Annotated in this window: 15 protein-coding genes; 9 read left to right on the forward strand and 6 right to left on the reverse strand. The window is 50.7% G+C overall.

From position 1 onward, the window contains the following. Positions 1–4: 4 nt before the first annotated feature. Positions 5–787 carry a methyltransferase, TIGR04325 family gene (locus ACQ4MZ_RS18615; protein WP_430847194.1) on the reverse strand — a complete coding sequence of 261 codons (783 nt, stop codon included), beginning with the start codon at positions 785–787 and terminating at the stop codon, positions 5–7. Between the two features lie 267 nt (positions 788–1,054). Here ACQ4MZ_RS18615 and ACQ4MZ_RS18620 point away from each other — a divergent pair, with 267 nt between their 5' ends. Genes ACQ4MZ_RS18620 through ACQ4MZ_RS18630 form a run of 3 tightly spaced genes read left to right on the forward strand, consistent with a single transcriptional unit; the run spans position 1,055 to position 3,329 of the window. Continuing rightward, positions 1,055–2,044 carry a glycosyl transferase gene (locus tag ACQ4MZ_RS18620; RefSeq protein ID WP_430847196.1) on the forward strand — a complete coding sequence of 330 codons (990 nt, stop codon included), beginning with the start codon at positions 1,055–1,057 and terminating at the stop codon, positions 2,042–2,044. 19 nt (positions 2,045–2,063) lie between these two features. Further along, entirely contained in the window at positions 2,064–2,444 is a 381-nt protein-coding gene (locus tag ACQ4MZ_RS18625; protein ID WP_430847198.1) for a sugar 3,4-ketoisomerase, read from the forward strand. A 30-nt stretch (positions 2,445–2,474) separates the two neighbouring features. After that, positions 2,475–3,329: a glycosyltransferase family 2 protein gene (locus ACQ4MZ_RS18630; RefSeq protein ID WP_430847200.1), complete on the forward strand. Its 855-nt coding sequence runs from the start codon at positions 2,475–2,477 to the stop codon at positions 3,327–3,329. Here ACQ4MZ_RS18630 and ACQ4MZ_RS18635 read toward each other — a convergent pair. The 3 genes from ACQ4MZ_RS18635 to ACQ4MZ_RS18645 are packed head-to-tail and all read right to left on the reverse strand — an operon-like array spanning position 3,326 to position 5,666. Continuing rightward, positions 3,326–4,033, reverse strand: coding sequence for a glycosyltransferase family 2 protein (locus ACQ4MZ_RS18635; RefSeq protein ID WP_430847202.1), 708 nt, complete (start codon positions 4,031–4,033; stop codon positions 3,326–3,328). The two genes, ACQ4MZ_RS18630 and ACQ4MZ_RS18635, sit on opposite strands and share 4 nt — an antisense overlap. Before the next feature lie 3 nt (positions 4,034–4,036). After that, positions 4,037–4,885: a glycosyltransferase family 2 protein gene (locus ACQ4MZ_RS18640; protein WP_430847204.1), complete on the reverse strand. Its 849-nt coding sequence runs from the start codon at positions 4,883–4,885 to the stop codon at positions 4,037–4,039. After that, on the reverse strand, positions 4,869–5,666 hold the full coding sequence (locus ACQ4MZ_RS18645; RefSeq protein ID WP_430847206.1) for a glycosyltransferase family 2 protein: 798 nt from the start codon (positions 5,664–5,666) through the stop codon (positions 4,869–4,871). Before ACQ4MZ_RS18645 ends, ACQ4MZ_RS18640 begins: the two co-directional genes overlap by 17 nt. Before the next feature lie 790 nt (positions 5,667–6,456). Here ACQ4MZ_RS18645 and ACQ4MZ_RS18650 point away from each other — a divergent pair. Beyond that, positions 6,457–6,603, forward strand: coding sequence for a hypothetical protein (locus tag ACQ4MZ_RS18650; RefSeq protein WP_430847208.1), 147 nt, complete (start codon positions 6,457–6,459; stop codon positions 6,601–6,603). Between the two features lie 118 nt (positions 6,604–6,721). Beyond that, positions 6,722–7,579 (forward strand): alpha/beta fold hydrolase, encoded by an 858-nt coding sequence (locus ACQ4MZ_RS18655; protein ID WP_430847210.1) that lies wholly within the window; start codon positions 6,722–6,724, stop codon positions 7,577–7,579. Between the two features lie 41 nt (positions 7,580–7,620). On the opposite strand, the gene ACQ4MZ_RS18660 is transcribed toward ACQ4MZ_RS18655, so the two are convergent. Next, entirely contained in the window at positions 7,621–8,856 is a 1,236-nt protein-coding gene (locus ACQ4MZ_RS18660) for an MFS transporter (protein WP_430847212.1), read from the reverse strand. Positions 8,857–8,942: 86 nt separating this feature from the next. Beyond that, the gene (locus ACQ4MZ_RS18665) at positions 8,943–9,845 is read right to left on the reverse strand and encodes a helix-turn-helix domain-containing protein (protein WP_430847214.1); all 903 of its coding nucleotides are present in this window, start codon (positions 9,843–9,845) and stop codon (positions 8,943–8,945) included. Between the two features lie 277 nt (positions 9,846–10,122). Here ACQ4MZ_RS18665 and ACQ4MZ_RS18670 point away from each other — a divergent pair, with 277 nt between their 5' ends. The 4 genes from ACQ4MZ_RS18670 (at position 10,123) to ACQ4MZ_RS18685 (ending at position 16,352) form a co-directional block, all read left to right on the forward strand. After that, positions 10,123–12,537, forward strand: coding sequence for an ABC transporter permease (locus ACQ4MZ_RS18670; RefSeq protein ID WP_430847216.1), 2,415 nt, complete (start codon positions 10,123–10,125; stop codon positions 12,535–12,537). Between the two features lie 108 nt (positions 12,538–12,645). Next, entirely contained in the window at positions 12,646–13,842 is a 1,197-nt protein-coding gene (locus tag ACQ4MZ_RS18675; protein ID WP_430847218.1) for a cytochrome-c peroxidase, read from the forward strand. 67 nt (positions 13,843–13,909) lie between these two features. Continuing rightward, positions 13,910–14,890 carry a ThuA domain-containing protein gene (locus tag ACQ4MZ_RS18680; protein WP_430847220.1) on the forward strand — a complete coding sequence of 327 codons (981 nt, stop codon included), beginning with the start codon at positions 13,910–13,912 and terminating at the stop codon, positions 14,888–14,890. 301 nt (positions 14,891–15,191) lie between these two features. After that, positions 15,192–16,352 (forward strand): tail fiber domain-containing protein, encoded by a 1,161-nt coding sequence (locus ACQ4MZ_RS18685; protein WP_430847222.1) that lies wholly within the window; start codon positions 15,192–15,194, stop codon positions 16,350–16,352. Positions 16,353–16,367 lie beyond the last annotated feature (15 nt).

The following is a 16,367-nucleotide window of genomic DNA, read 5'->3' on the forward strand; positions in this document are numbered from 1 at the left end:
TGGCTTAGCGTCTGATCAGAAAAAATCCTTTGTCGTAACCCGCCTTCACATGGTCGATCTCCATTTCCTGCTCACCCGCCACGAACGATTCGAATTCCATTTTGATTTCGTAGCCTTCGAAATGTTCGAGAAAGCGTTTTTCGTTGAAAAACCAGGCGGGGTAATGCGCCTCGTAAATCTCAGGCGGCACTACCTGCAGCGTTAGCCGGTCGGGACGATCGGCGTTGATGAATGCTGTCCGGTCGATGAGGATATATTTGAAATCATACTGTTTGATTTCTTCCAGAAAATCATGCGGTTTTTGGAGATACTGCACTACACTCGAAAGCAGCAGCACATCGGCCTTTCGCGCCTTCGTACTTTCTTCGATCGTAAAATGGAATTTCAGGATTTCATCTTCGAAGAACTCCCGTCCGCACCGGACGTAATTTTCCTGCTCCACCACGCTCCAGTGCAGTTGTACGGCGGCGGGGATCACGTCCCTCACCTGATAATAGGTGCTGCCTAACGACCCCCCGAAATCCAGAACATTCAAATGGTTACCACATTCAACGGCTGTATAAAGAAGCGCCGAAATGACCGAGTAGGGGTAAACTTTTTTATCAAACAACACCGAATCACGTTCGTAAACCGCCTGGCCATTCTTTACCTTCAGAAGGGCGTTCTTTGTTTTGTCCAAAATTGCTTCGGCTTCATAGCCTCCCGACAGGGCGGTGAGTGCTTCCCACTTTTTATAGTCGCCAAACCAGCCGTAAGGATTTTTTTTCTTTGGTTTAAAGAAGCCCATAGTATTCTTTTAGATCACACGCAATTTATGACATTATTCAGTAACTCGGTTATAATACGATATTAGCACTGTCAACTCTGTGATAATGAGCGAGGTTGTGTTTTATGTGTCTGAATGTCAATTAATTCTGGGATTTATTTTTAACCTCGTTTTGAGAAAAATGATCGGTTATATATTATTTTATCTACCGGAAGGATAACTACATTCCGCAATTTAACATTGATATTTGTAGTAGAAGTTACCCTCTTCTACCCCTAACATACTTTAATGCAGAATTTTTGTACCCTTTTTAACTCGGGCTACCTCTCGCGGGGATTGGCGATGTACAATTCGCTGCTCCGGCAAGGGGGTGATTTTCATTTGTACATTTTCGCGTTCGACGACGCCTGCGACGCCTTGCTGCGACGCCTTAATCTGGCGAATGCGACGATTATTTCCCTGCATGCATTTGAAACGCCGGAACTGCTCGCCGTAAAAAGCAGCCGCACGGCGGGCGAGTATTGCTGGACTTGTACCTCTTTCACGATCTGGCACTGCATTCGTACGTTTTCGCTCGATCATTGCACCTATCTCGACGCCGATCTCCTGTTCTTTGCCGATCCGAAGGCCCTGACGGACGAAATGGGCGAAAAGTCCGTGCTGATCACCGCGCATCGGTACGCTGCACCATATGATCAGTCGGAAAACAGCGGCATCTATTGTGTGCAGTTTGTCACTTTCAGGAATACAAAGGAAGGGCTTGCGGTGCTGGACTGGTGGATGAACGCCTGCCTGGAATGGTGCTATGCACGGTTTGAAGAAGGCAAATTCGGGGACCAGAAATACCTCGATGACTGGATGGAGCGCTTCACGGGCGTACACGTGCTCGAACATCCCGGCGGGGGTGTGGCGCCCTGGAACGCCATCGACTATACTTGTGAAAGCGTGAATGGACGGCTGTTTGTGCGAAAGGCAGATGCTTACAAGGTCCCCCTCGTATTCTACCATTTCCACGATTTCCGGTACTGCATCGGCAAGAGCTTCCGCCTCACCGCTGAACAATATCGGCTCCCGGAAAGTATCATACGACTTGTTTACAGTACCTATATCAAAGCGCTCTCCTCTGCGGAAGGCCAGATCCTGCTGATCGATCCTGCGGCAGTTGTCCATGAGCAACCGATGGTTCTCAAATGGATCAAAGTCAGCTTGTCGCGACGTATACAGTTTGGGTTGCGGGGGCGCTATAAGAATTATACAAAAAAGAATGCATTAACCTAACCTAAATCGTAAACACCCCTTGGCTCATTTAATCAATCTGAAAACCTTTACGGACACCCGCGGGAGTCTGACCGTGATCGAGCGGGTAATTCCGTTCGAGATCAAACGCATTTTTTACGTCAATGGACCTGACCATTTCAAAATCGGCGGAAAGCGCCAGCATATGAAGCAGGCGGTGATTTGTCTGAAAGGAAGTTGCCTGATCTCCAACCATACGGGCAGCGAAGAGCAGCATTTTATCCTTAATTCAGCGGACCAATGCCTGCTGCTGACGCCGGACGACCGGTACGAAATGCTTGAAATTACTGACGAATCCATTCTGATGGTACTCGCTTCCGAGCCGTTCGAGCACGAGGAACGCGTGCAGCAGCCCCGGCAGTATGAATTTTCACTTACCTAATGGGCTTCTAGCGCGTTTACTGCATTGAATATGCTGCCGAAAATTACCGTTGTGACGCCCTCGTTCAACCAGGCGAAATACCTGGAAAGTACCATTCTTTCGGTGCTGGGGCAGGAATATCCCAATCTGGAGTACATCATCGTCGACGGCGGCAGTACCGATGGTTCGGTGGAAATCATCCGGAAGTATGAAGGGCAGCTGGCCTGGTGGGTGAGCGAACCCGACAATGGCTTGTATAACGCCCTGCAAAAGGGTTTCGGGCGGTCTTCGGGTGACATCATGGCCTGGCTCAATGCCGACGATATGTACCATTCCCAAGCCCTTTTCACAGTCGCCGACATTTTCAACCGGTTTGCGGACGTGAAATGGATCATGGGCGCCAATACGTTTTTCGACGAACCGGGGCGGCCCTTTCTTTACGACGACCTCCCGTATGGCCAGCGCTGGTCGCGGTTGCGGATGCAATTATCCGACGGCGCGTTTATTCAACAGGAGTCGGTCTTCTGGCGGCGTAGCCTGTGGGACCAGGCGGGCGGTTTTATCGATCAAAATCATGCATTAGCGGCAGATTTCGAACTCTGGCTCCGTTTTTTCAGACATGCACGCTTGTATACGACGTCGTTTATGCTGGGCGGCTTTCGGTTTCGGAGCGAAAACCAGAAAAGCTATAACCAGCGCGGGCAATATCTTGCTGAAATGAAGCAATTATTGGCAAGGGAAAAAAACAGTGCATGGGAGCTGGCACTGTGCCGTTTTGCACTCGCATTAATTAAGGTTATTCCAAAAAGAAAATGGCGTAACCGATTGATAACGGAGGTGCTGGATCTGCCTCCCAGGATTATTGCCGACCGGAACGCGGGAATGGTAATGCAGGAGCGTTTTTAGTGGTTGAAAAGCCGCTCTTTAAGCCTCTTGAATAAGAATCTCAGATAAATAGCCAGACCGAAATGCTTTAAGATCAGTCCCGCTTTCTCATTTTCAAAAACAAGGTCGTTTTGCAGTGACGATATGCCGGTGTCATTAAAGATGGCAATATTGAAATCCTTGAAAGTGAAGTGATAGCGTTTGTCGCTGTGGCATTGCATGTTAAACACATGGTCGGCTGAAATGCGGTAGCGCGTATCGTACCTGCGTGTGGCGAATACGCCTGCCGGGTAAATGATCGCCTGATGATTGATCCCTGTTTTCGCCTGCTTGTAGGGCGCCATTTCGCCCAGGTACTTTCGCCCCGCTTTGAGCACACTGCCGTAGTAGATTGTGTGAGGGTCGCTCAGCTTTTCGGCCATTCGAGAGAATTCGGGGGTCAGGATGTCGTCGGCACCGACGAAATAGATCCACTGCCCGTTTGCATGGTCGAGGGCTTTGTTCATGGCTTCGTAAATGCCGCCGTCCTTCTCACTTTTCCAGAATGCAAGTTTGTCGTCATTTCGTTGAAGTACCGCGGGTGTGCCGTCGGTGCTGCCGCCATCCATGACGATGATCTCGATATGGGGATAATGCTGGTCGTAAATGCTGTCAAGGCATCTCTGCAAAAACTTTTGCGCATTGTAAGTCACCAGGATGACGGAGATCAATGAGGTATTACTCATGCATTAAAGCGCAAATTCTCCCTCGGCCAGCCCAACCGATTCTACATGGTCAAGATATTGGTGGAGCCCTTGGCAGCAATACACGGTTTTGTTCAGTAATGCTTCGGTCAGGTAAGCTTCGTTTTTAGGGCAGCGGGCACGGTCCACCTCTGGGTGGTAAATATGAAACACAACTCCGCCGAATTTGGCGGCGCGTTTCCTGACGCCCGAGTTGAGCAGCCTTACGGCAATTTCATTGTCTTCGCGGCCCCAGCCACGAAAAACCTCGTTGTAGCCGTTCACACGGATCAGGTCTTCGCGCCAGAAAGCCATGTTGCACCCACGCAGCGCGAAAATATCGTGCGTTTTATAGCGATCCGCCATATACCTGCTCAGCCAGGCGACACTGAACCGGTTAGTGAAATTGCCTAGTCCCGACTGGAACGGGGTTACCCTTGCCTGCCGCTTGCCGAGCATTTTTTCGGATAGCTCTTTGGTCATCAATACCCTGCTGCCTGCCACAAACGAGCCGCGTTTGCTTAACGCGAGATGGTCTTTGATAAAATGCCTGTGTAGTATGAGGTCGCCGTCGATCTGGATAATATAATCGCAAGAGCTCGTGGCAATGGCCTTGTTCCGGATTTTGGATAGCTGAAAACCGTTGTCTTCCTGCCAGACGTGGATCAGTTTCACCGGAAACAGAGGCCTCATGGCTTCGATTACGTCCGCGGTTTGTCCGGTGGATCCATCGTCGGCGATAATCACCTCGTCGGGCAGTACCGACTGTCCCAATACACTGAGCAAACAAAGCCGCAGTGCTTCCGGCCAGTTGTAAGTGGAAATAATCAGCGAGCTTTTAGAGAAGGTTTTCATATCCATTAAGGCATTTTTTGACTTTTGTAAGCAGGGTATGTTGGATGATCTGGCGATGAAAAGGCTCGTTCGACCGGGGCAACTCGTCATGATGCAGGTGGTACTGTACCGCGCCCAGTTTCACGATTTTCTTGACAATGTTGTTGTTGATAAAGCGCGCGGCCAGTTCCTCGTCTTCATGGCCCCATCCGCTGAGGTCATTGTTATATCCGTTCACGCGCAGGAAATCGTCTTTCCAATAGGCGAAGTTGCTGCCGCGGACGCTTCTGCAATTCATTTCCCTGCGCTGCCCGAGCGATTGCAGTATCGGTAACCGCAAGGCATTGAACCGGTTGTAAACTCCTTTTGAAAAAAAGCTGACGTTCGTACTGGCGCCCCGGAGCAGCTCTTCGCTCTTCGCGGGAGTGAGGCGCGCGCGGGTGCCGCGTATGAAAGCCCCGCGCTCGGCCGCTGCCAAATGGTCGTGTATAAATGAAGAATGCAGCAGCACATCGCCGTCCACCTGGATCACGTACGAGCCCGAGCATTGTCCGATCGCCTTATTGAGTATCTGACTTTTGCGGAAACCCCGGTCATCGTGCCACACGTGGATGATCGGCACAGGAAATCCATCCTGCATCTTGCGGATCACCTCTTTCGTCCGGTCGTCGGAACCGTCGTCGGCGATGACCACCTCCGTAGGTAAAGTTTTTTGCCTGATAACACTCAAAAGGCTGCAATGCAGCGCTTCCGCCCAGTTATAAGTGGCGATGATGAGCGATGTTGCCGGAGCGGAATCCATCAATAATCTGAGTTATTGTTCCCTGATATACCTGGTATCGGATATTGTATATGCGGCCTGATTTCCGACTGCGTTCTTCCTTCCGACAGGATATAGCAAACACGAGACACACATGGAATATCCATGGTTGTAACCGATTGGTAGTTTTCGGTTAAAGAGGTTGCCGTTCCAAAAAAGGGAAGAATAGGTAGTCCTGGCCGGGGAGTTTGAAGATTATTCTGGAAACCGCCAGTTACCTGTACTGCTGTATGTATGCCTGTATTTAGGCCGGAATGGCGGTAACAGGCTAGGAAGTAAATGGTTGATAGGGGACATGCTTTACGTTTGTTAGGGATTGATCCGTCTTCTCTTATTGAGACGTCATAAAGATCAAAAAAATATAAGAATTACAGCAAGGTGCTTCGCCATTTTTCTAATTTATTTTTAATCTTTTCGGGCGATGGTGGTAGCGTGCAGACAGGAAGATCCCTGGCGCAAGCGGCTCGGCTGACACGCCTGCGTTGTAGTACTTTTTCGAGGGTTATCTCTGAGGAGTAAAGAGGATAGTTTGATAGCCTCTTTTAGCAATTGCGAAGCTTTGAGGGGCATTTCTGGGCCGTACACACTCGGGGAATGTACTTCCGGTGACGTATGTTTAGCCAGCAGGGATTGCTTAATTTCGACTTTGTGTTTCTCTGTATCCGAAGGCAGAACAGTCAATAAACGGATGGCTGGATTGCTGTGTAACCCAACTCGCAGAGTCTTGAATGGAGCCGTTTTGAATGATAGGATTTGCAAAAATTGTATAATAATGATGAGATCCGAAAGATCGCCGTGCGCCCCTCGTCCCGGAGCATTGGGAGTCGATCGCGATCAGGCGAAAATAGTTAATACCCTGAAAGGACGCTTCGTGCATATACGTGTGTCTGTGCGCGCTTTCTTTGCGCTCGTCACGTGAGATGCAGGCTGTCATGCTAATATCCTTCAACTACCTTCGGAGCCTGTCGGAATTGCCTTTGGGAGGATTGCCTCAGATGTGACTCGGTTTGCGTATAGTTGCTTAAAACCGGATAGCTATGAAACAACTTCTTTACCCGCTGATCATTTGCGTGGCATTTTCCTGTTACAAACGGACGGAAAAGGCGGAGGTGCCGGTCAGGTACGGCTCGAATAATGGTAAGTATCTGAATGTCCGAAATATAAAAATATACTATGAGGAATATGGAAAAGGTATTCCACTGCTGTTGTTGCACCAGGGTTTGGGATCCATTGAAAATCTGGCCGGCATTATTCCAGCGTTATCAAAGCATTTCCGGGTTATTGCGTACGACGCACCCGGCCACGGGCGTTCGGAGCAAGCCGATAGTCTAAGTGGTGCATTGTTGGCCGATTATGGCTCCGCGTTCATCGACCAGCTCAAACTGGACAGCGTTTACATAATGGGTTGGAGCATGGGCGGCAATACAGCGCTCTTGCTTGCTGCGGACAGGCCTGATAAAGTGAAAAAGGTAATAAGCGGCGCTTCCAATTCGAAGGCAGCCGGGTTGACGCAGGAAGGGCGTGATTTATTAAAAGAATATACGGTCGAAGCGGTAAAGGAAGATAAAGACTGGCTGGCGAACTACCAGAAACTGAACCCTCAGCCCGATAAATGGGTCAAATTTTGGAAGGATAACCAGAAAATGTGGGCAAGGGAAATTAAAGTGCCGGACGAAAAGCTTTCTCGCATTGCCATTCCGGTACTCGTGATCCGCGGCGACCGCGATATGATCCGGTTAGAGCACAGCATTGAAATTTACCGGTCACTTAAAAAAGGCCAGCTGTGTGTTTACCCCAATGTGGGCCACGGCATGCCGGAATCGAAAGGTGATATGCTTTGCCGGATTGCGATCGACTTTTTAAATGAAAATGCGGATAGGGAAACAGACAACTGACCGCATTCCAGACTGCCCATGCAAGATTCCCTATCCTGATTTTACTCCATAACCAATGTGACATCCCGCTCTTCCAAAACCTCGTTTTTTGCTCCGCGTTCAATCCATTTCGTGCGGATAATGAGGGTTAATACGGCTAGAATTAATATTGCATAACCCGCCCCGAGCCATACCTGGCTGTCGATCCGAATGGTTTTAACGACGATGTAACTGAATGCCGAAGTCGAAAGAATGTACCCCCCGCCGGTGAGGCCGCTGGCCATGCCGCCGAACTTCGAAAAGCGGGTGAGGCAATAGGCGAGCATGCCGTTGAAAATGAATCCGGATGCCGAATGCAGCAAAATCACATATATCATCAGCGTGTATAGGTTGTGAAGTTGCAAAGTGAGCAGAATGAGCGCGCCTGATACGGCTAGTTGAACGACGGCCGCCGTGAATAGTCTTTTATAGAATGGTTTGGCAATGAGTGCTTTGGAGAGTAAACTCCCGCCCAGCATGGCCAGCCCCGAAATCATGGAACAGTTGCCGGTGACCGTCGCGGGGTAACGCATCACTTCCTCGATCAGGAACGGGCTCGACATGTTGTAGATCATCAGAACTGCATACGATAGCCCCAGAATAAGCAGGCCGGACGTAAAATCCCACGTCCCGAGCATGGAGCGGTAGGCGGTGCCAATGGTTGTCAGGCGTAGCGGCGCTTTGGAAGCGATGGTTTCACCACTGAAAACGAGTTCCAGCACCAGGAATACCAGTCCGAAAAAGCCCAGAAAGTAAAAGTTGGACTGCCAGCCGAAATGGGTTTGCAGGTAACCGCCCAGGAACGGGGCGATGATAGGCGCCGCCGACCAGATCACGGAAAAAAGGCTGGTATAATGTTTCAGTTTATCGCCTTCAAAAAGATCGAAGAAAAAGGACCGTTTGCTTACCACGATTACCGCTGACATTACACCCTGAACTGCCCGCATCGCGTAAATCACTTGCAGGCTTTCGGTATTTGCAATGATAAAACTGGCGGCGCTGAAACCCGCCAACGCGAAAATGTTAGGCCAGAAGCGGCCGTAGCTGTCCAGTAACCCGCCAATCAACAACTGGCTGATGCCATAAGTCGCAAGAAAAATAGATATACATAATTGAACGGCCTCAGGTGTAGCGTGCAGCCGGGCGCTCATGGCAGGGAGCGAGGGGATAAACACGTCGAGCGCAAAACCGGTGATCGGGATCAGCGCGAGGGCCAGGGCCGTGCTGACCGCTTTATTGGATTCTTTAAGTGTTTTCATATGCTTGCTATTAATGCTCCAAAGGTAGGGCTGCAAGCAAATCCGCAGGTAATATGAATCAAAGCAATACTTATACAAATCAAATGTCAGTGGCTTTGCCGAAGCTGCTCGCGGAAAAGCAGAGGGGTGGTCCGGGTGTTTTGTTTGAAATACTTGTTGAAATGGGAAGGGTACTCGAAGCCGAGGGTGTAAGCGATTTGGGCGGCGTCCCAGTCGGTGTTCAGCAACAGTGTTTTAGCTTCTTCCACAATGCGCTCGTGGATAATCTCCCGCGTGGTTTTTCCGGTCGATTTTTTGAGCACGTTGTTCAAATAGTTGACATGAATGCTCAACTGGTCGGCGTAGGCTGCCGGGGTGAGCATTCTCAACGGGTTTTCAGGCGAATCGACGGGGAATTGCTGATTGAGCAATCCGAAGAAGCGGGAGATCAGGCGTTCGTTTGGGCTTTCGCTGACGACAGGGCCCTGTAACCGGATACCTTCCAGGATAAGCATTTGCAGCAGGCTCCTGATCATATCGAACCGGTAGGTGTATGTGCTTGATAACAAGCTCTCCATCTCACTGAAAAGGGAACGGAACCGCTCCTGGCCAGCAGTATCCAGCGGAATCACCGCCTGAATGGCAGGATTGAACAACGCGCTCCGGTAACGGATTTCCTGCCGGATGCTGTTCAGTAGAAATGTGTCGTTGAAAAGACAGTAAAATCCGGTCTGCGACTCTGAGATCGCGTGGTAGGACGAGGGGACGCTGGGGTTGGAGAAAATAATGCCAGCGCCTTCAATCGGTGTTTCCTTATCGGCTGCAAGGTGTACGCCGTCCCCGATGATCATGCATATTTTATAATAGTCGCGTCGGTTGTAGGGCGTCATCCTGTTCAGGCAGGTACGCTGTTTTACATTGAAATGACTCACATTCGTCTGCGAGACCAGCTCCGCGGGCATCGGCTGTTTCGTGCGTTCGTAAAACTGTTGCAGCGTTTCGGTATGCATGGGGATTTGAAGTATTATACAAATCAAATGCAAAGGGCGTCGGTTAAGTTCCCGGTGATTCGCTATAAACAGGAGGCTTCTCCGGAGCCGGATCGGCGGCTAATTCCAACATGATTCGCAGTCGGCCGCCGGCGGTCACATTTGTGCGATAATGGACATTGTAGTCTATATATTGATTTATAATTACCTGAAAATCAATGTATATGTATTTTGGCATTTGTTTTTTGACAGCCGGTTGCGGTACACTCATTGTTTCCGGTAAAACGTCCGTCCAACCATGCTCAGAAACTACATCAAAATCGCCTGGCGCAATCTCTGGAAAAGCAAGACTTTTTCTATTGTCAACATTACAGGGCTGGCCGTCGGTATTGCCGGCGTGTTGCTGATCACGTTCCATATTCGTCATGAACTGAGTTACGAGGAAGGTTTTGATAAGGCCGACCGCATTTACCGGGTAACATATGAAACTACCGGGGAGGACAGCCGGCATTGGGCTGCCACACCGCCTCCGCTGGTTCCGGCATTGCAGCAGGCATTACCGCAGATCGAGGCGGGTGTGAGATTGCACCGGTTATTCCCTTACCAGCTTTTCAGCTACACAAGTCCCGCGGGCGATGTGAAGCGGTTCGAAGAGAAAGGGGGCTTTTTTGCCAACGAAGAAGTAGTCAGCACGTTTGATCTGCCATTTGTTGCCGGCGACCCGGCGTCGGCGTTGAAAGGTGCGAATACCATTGTCCTGAGTGAGGCTATGGCCAAAAAATACTTTGGAAATGCGGACCCGATAGGAAAGACGATCACCGACGACCGGGCAAGGCTTTCGTTGCTGGTCACAGGCATCGTGAAGGAGTTCGGCTTCCCGAGCCATTTCCAGTTCGATTACCTTGTTTCCATGCCTACCATCGAGCGTTACATCGATAAGCAATCGATGGAAAACATCGGTTGGGCGGGATTTTACAATTATATATTGCTTCGCGAGGGCGCCACGCCCGCGCAGGTGGAAGCCGCATTGCCTGCATTCGCAACCAAATTCTATGCGCCTTCCGGCGATTCCGAGGAGAAGATTCTTACTACGAAACACCTGCATTTACAGCCCATCCGCGACATTCACCTGCATTCGAAGCTCGAAAAGGAAATGTATCCCAATAGTGATATTACTTACATTTACATATTTGCGGTGGCGGCGATTTTTATCTTGCTGGTGGCGACTGTTAATTTTATTAATATTTCTACCGCACTCGCGTTCAACCGCATGAAGGAGATCGGCCTGCGGAAAGTGGTAGGCGGCACACGAGGCCAGCTGCTGCGGCAGTTCCTGGGCGAATCGCTGATGGTTACGCTGCTTTCAACGGTCGTGGCGGTACTGCTGTTCAGGCTCGTTATTCCATATTATACCCATGTAGCGGCCGGCGGTTTTGTCTTCGATAGCATGCTGACAATTCCTAACATGGTCATCGTAGCATTGCTTATAATTGGGATTGCGTTGCTGGCCGGCCTCTATCCGGCCTGGTTTGTAGCGCGTTTCAACCCGGTGGTATCGTTGAAAGGGAAGCGGTTGTCTGGCTCGTCGGTCAATGTGGTCCGGAAAGGGTTGATCGTCTTCCAGTTCACGGTCTCGGTGTTTATGATATTCGGTACGATGATTGTCTACCGTCAAATGCAACTGTTTCACCACCAGGATCTTGGGTTTGATAAGGATCAGGTAGTGGCCGTGACGATGTACGATCAGATGCGCGAGAAATATGGTGTGCTCGCCGATGAAATGTCGAAAAACGCCAATATTGCCAGTTTTTCGATTACCTCTACACTTCCGGGAGAGCGGTTCGGAAATTACGCGGCGTTCCCGCTGCACCGTACCGAGCAGGACCAACTGCCTGAAAATTCGAGAATGCTTTGGTCGGACGAAAGACTGCTCACTACATTGGGCATTCAACTCAAAGAAGGACGGGCTTTCCGTAGTCAGTTTCCAGAAATTAAAAATCATGAATTTATCCTGAATGAGGCCGCTGTAAAAGCATACCGGCTGCAAAGTCCGGTCGGACAGGCATTCATCGCCGAGGGCGATACGGGTACTGTAGTGGGCGTCGTAAAGGATTTCAATTTCGCGTCCCTGCATGCGGGCGTGGAGCCGCTGGTGATCCAGTATAATCCCTACCGCATCAACTACGTGCTGGTAAAAGTGAAAGGCGGTTCGTTGCCGGCCGTGATAGCGTTCCTCGAAAGCCGTGTGCGCACACTGGCGCCTTCCAGTAAATTCACTTATTCTTTCCTGGACGAAAACCTGGACAAGCTTTATGTCACCGAGAACCGCATGAGTCAGGTTTTTACGGGTTTTGCCGCATTGTCGATCTTCATTTCCTGTCTTGGCCTCTTCGGGCTTTCGGCCTATTCCGCCAAACTCCGGGTGAAAGAGGTAGGTGTTCGCAAAGTGCTTGGTGCGTCGGTCGGAAACGTGGCATTCCTGCTGTCTCGGGACTTCCTGCTGCTCGTGCTCATAGCCATCGGGATATCGTTGCCGCTGGCATGGTGGGCAATGGATCGCTGGCTGGGTGCATTTGCCTACCGCATTTCCATCGGCTGGGAAGTGCCGGTGATGGCAGCGCTTGCGGCGTTGCTGCTGGCCATTATCACAATCAGTTTCCAGGCTGTGAAAACTGCCCTGCTGAATCCTGTGAAGAACTTGCGGGCGGATTAAAATTCCGGTTATGACCAGCATCATACTTATTCATGCCGGGTGAATGGTAAATTTCCGTTCCCGCCTGCCTTATATGGGTGGGTTTGAGTTCGGATATTTAAATTTGGAATGGCAGGAGTATCGATTAAAGCGTTCAGGAATTGTATTTTAACCGCAGGTGCCGCCGCTATGCTTTGGGCTTGTGGCCGGGAGGAGGAGACCGCATCGGACAAGGAAGCAGCCCGAGTGGAAACGATCGCGGACCTCGGAGCGTTGCCGGCGACGGCCGCTGACCCTGCGGATAATCCTTCGACACCCGAAAAGGTTGCGCTGGGCAGATTACTGTTCTTCGACCCGGTACTTTCTGGGAACAAGGATGTAGCTTGTGCCACTTGCCATCAGCCCGAATTCAATTACGCCGAGTTTCTCGAAACTTCCATTGGTGTGAACGGCGTCGGTCGCGGACAGAGTCGGCGGTTCGCAGACCCGAACGACATTCCATTTGTCAAAAGAAACTCCCAGAGCGTGCTGAATACGGCATTCAACGGCCTTAAAAATAATGAAGCATATGACCCCGCATCCGCGCCGATGTTTTGGGATATGCGGGCCAAAGGGCTCGAACAGCAGGCATTGGAGCCCATCAAAACATTGGAAGAAATGCGTGGTAACGCCTTCCATGAAAACGGTATCCTCGATGAAGTAGTAACCAGGCTGTCGCGCATTCCCGAATACCGGAGGCTGTTTTCAATGGCGTTTCCAAAGGAGCAGTCGCCCGTCAGTCAGTTGAACCTCGCCCGTGCTATCGCCGCCTACGAGCGCACGCTCGTGGCGACAAACACCCGTTTTGACCAGTACATGCGCGGTGATAGTAATGCATTGTCTACCGGTGAAAAGGAGGGGCTCAATGCATTTCTGGTTACGGGTTGTGCCAAGTGTCATTCCGGACCGATGTTCTCAGATTTTAAATTGCACACCCTGGGCGTGCCCGATACCGACAACCGGAAGGAGAGTGATTCGGGTGCTGATAAAAAATACGCGTTCAGAACTCCGACGCTGCGTAACCTTCGCTTCACCGGGCCGTATATGCACAGCGGGAAGTTCGCGACTCTCGACCAGGTGTTGATGTTTTACGAAGATATCGCCGGCGGCAAGCTGCTCAACCCGAATGTCAAAGAAGGGCAGGTCGATCCGCTGGCAACCCATATGGACGTTAATTTCAAGGATATTTCGAGGATTGTGGAATTTTTGAATACACTCAATGACGACTCTTTCGATAAATCCGTTCCCGAACGTGTTCCGAGCGGTCTGCCGGTAATGGGCCGGTAGGCTGCTTGGTTTGAAACGCGTATTCATTTAACTTGGCTGGTCGCATTATCCCATAACCCGTCTGTTTATGACATTCAATAACAAATTCCTGATTTTTCTGCTTGCATTACTGGGTGCCGGCGCTGCATCGGCTTCGGCATTGGCACAGAAATCGCCGCTGAAAGTGCTCATCGTGGATGGGCAGAACAACCACGAACAGTGGCCGAAGATCACCGCCATGATGAAGTACTATCTCGAAGACAGTAAAAAATTTGCTGTAGATGTCCAGCGCACACGCTATACCTGGCAGGGTGATAAACTCGCGCAGGAGTATCCGGTAAAAAACGGCCCACAGACCGAGGCGTTGAAGCAGCCTAAAATGGATTCCGCTTTTCACCCCAAATTTTCCGATTACGATGTCGTGATCTGCAACTTTGGCTGGAATGCTGCGCCCTGGACAGCGGAGGTACAGAAGGATTTTGAAAAATTCATGAAAAATGGGGGCGGACTGGTGGTCATTCACGCGGCCAATAACTCGTTCCCGCAATGGCCTGCCTACAACCAGATGATCGGCCTCGGCGGCTGGGGCGACCGGACCGAAAAGGACGGCCCGTACGTATACTTTGATCAGAACGGCAAAGAGGTGCGGGATATGCAGCCGGGTAAAGCCGGTTCGCACGGCGCGCAGATGGAATTTAAAATCACTGTTCGTGAGCCTAATCACCCTATTACGAAGGGTATGCCAGCCAACTGGCTGCACAGTCGTGACGAGTTGTACGATCGCCTGCGTGGCCCGGCCGAAAACATGCAGATCCTGGCCACGGCATTTTCCCCTAAAACCAACAACGGTACCGACCGCAATGAGCCCATGCTGATCGCCCTCCGCTACGGTAAGGGCCGCATTTTTCATATGGCACTGGGTCACGCCGACTATTCCGTGGAGTGCGTTGGCTTTATCACCTGCCTGCAACGCGGCAGCCAATGGGCGGCGACCGGTAAAGTCGACATTCCCATTCCATCCGATTTTCCGACTGAGACAGAAACGAAGCAGCGCAAGTTTGTGCAGTGACTCAACAGGATAAATAATGCCGAAGCGCCGAGGAACGTCGTTCCGCGGCGCTTTTTGTGTAAATAATTATTAAACGGTCGCGGGAGATTCTGTTGGTAGCGTTTCTGTCGGAAAATCAACGAGTTACAAACTCTAAGTGTTTCTTCGGCAAACGGCTGATTCGAGGCGTCAGATAATGCTGTCGGGTTGTAGATGTATTCTACAAGTAGATTGCGATATTATTTAGAAGTATTTCATATTCATAGTTGTATTTTTGGAATTAGTTGTATTTTTTATAACAACACCTAATCCATCTTTAACTATGAATGCAAATTTTACATTAAAGTCATTTGAAAAAACACCGGCGAGGTCGTTCCTGCGGCGGCCGGTCCTGAATGCATTGCTCTGCTCTGTACTTGCACCTGTGGGTGTGTATGCGCAAAAGACGGACACACTCCTGGTGGGGCGGGATGCTGCACAAAACAAAAACATGGTCGTCTTTCAGGACGGGACGTTTCTGCTGGGTGGTATCTATGACGGGGACGTGTCAGGCACTGCAATCCCTGCCGAAGGGGCTGGTACGCGCATGATGTGGTATCCGGCCAAGGGCGCTTTCCGCGCTGGATCGGTGACCGGCACGCAGTGGGATGCCGCCAATGTCGGAGACTTTTCCGTCGCAATCGGCAGCAATGTACGGGCATCAGCGAGCAATGCAACTGCTTTTGGCATCGGAACGACAGCCGCACAACAATCGTCTTTCGCGGTAGGCGAGAACAATGTTGCGAGCGGAGCTGCTTCTGTTGCGATGGGTTATCACGCACATACCAATGCAAGGCAGGGAAGTTTTGTTTTCGGGGACAGATCTTCAGTAGATACGATCCGGGCCGGGGTGAATCACTCTGCCAGCTGGCGGGTGAGCGGCGGCTTCCGGATATTTACCTCGTCCAACCTCACCACAGGTATGACATTTCAGAGCGGAGCTTCGGTGAGTAACTGGGGACAATCCAACGCAGTCATTTCTACATCGACGGGTGCCTATTTGTCAACCTCCGGCGTATGGACGAACGTATCGGACGTGAACAAAAAACATCGCTTCGAAGAGATTTCGTACGACGACGTTTTGGAAAAACTGCGGAAGCTTCCTATAACCAGATGGAGCTACAAAGCAGATGCGGCAAACACCAAACACATAGGCCCGATGGCGCAGGATTTTTACGCGGCTTTCGGACTGGGTAATGACAATCGCAGCATTGGTACCGTGGACGCCGACGGTGTAGCATTGGCAGGTATCAAAGCATTGGAAGAGCGTACCCGCAACCTCGCAGCTGAACTGGAAAGCCTTAAGGCAGATAACGCAGCGCTTCGCCAGCAGATGAAAGACAACGGCGGCAATTCGTGGATGGGTCTTGCAGGTCTCGGCTTGCTGGCCGTAGGGCTGGCAGGCGGCTTATTAATGGCACGCCGGCGCATAATTGCGGGCTGAAAGCAGTTTCCGCAT

The organism is Dyadobacter sp. BHUBP1, from assembly GCF_050587785.1.
Classification (GTDB): Bacteria; Bacteroidota; Bacteroidia; order Cytophagales; family Spirosomataceae; genus Dyadobacter.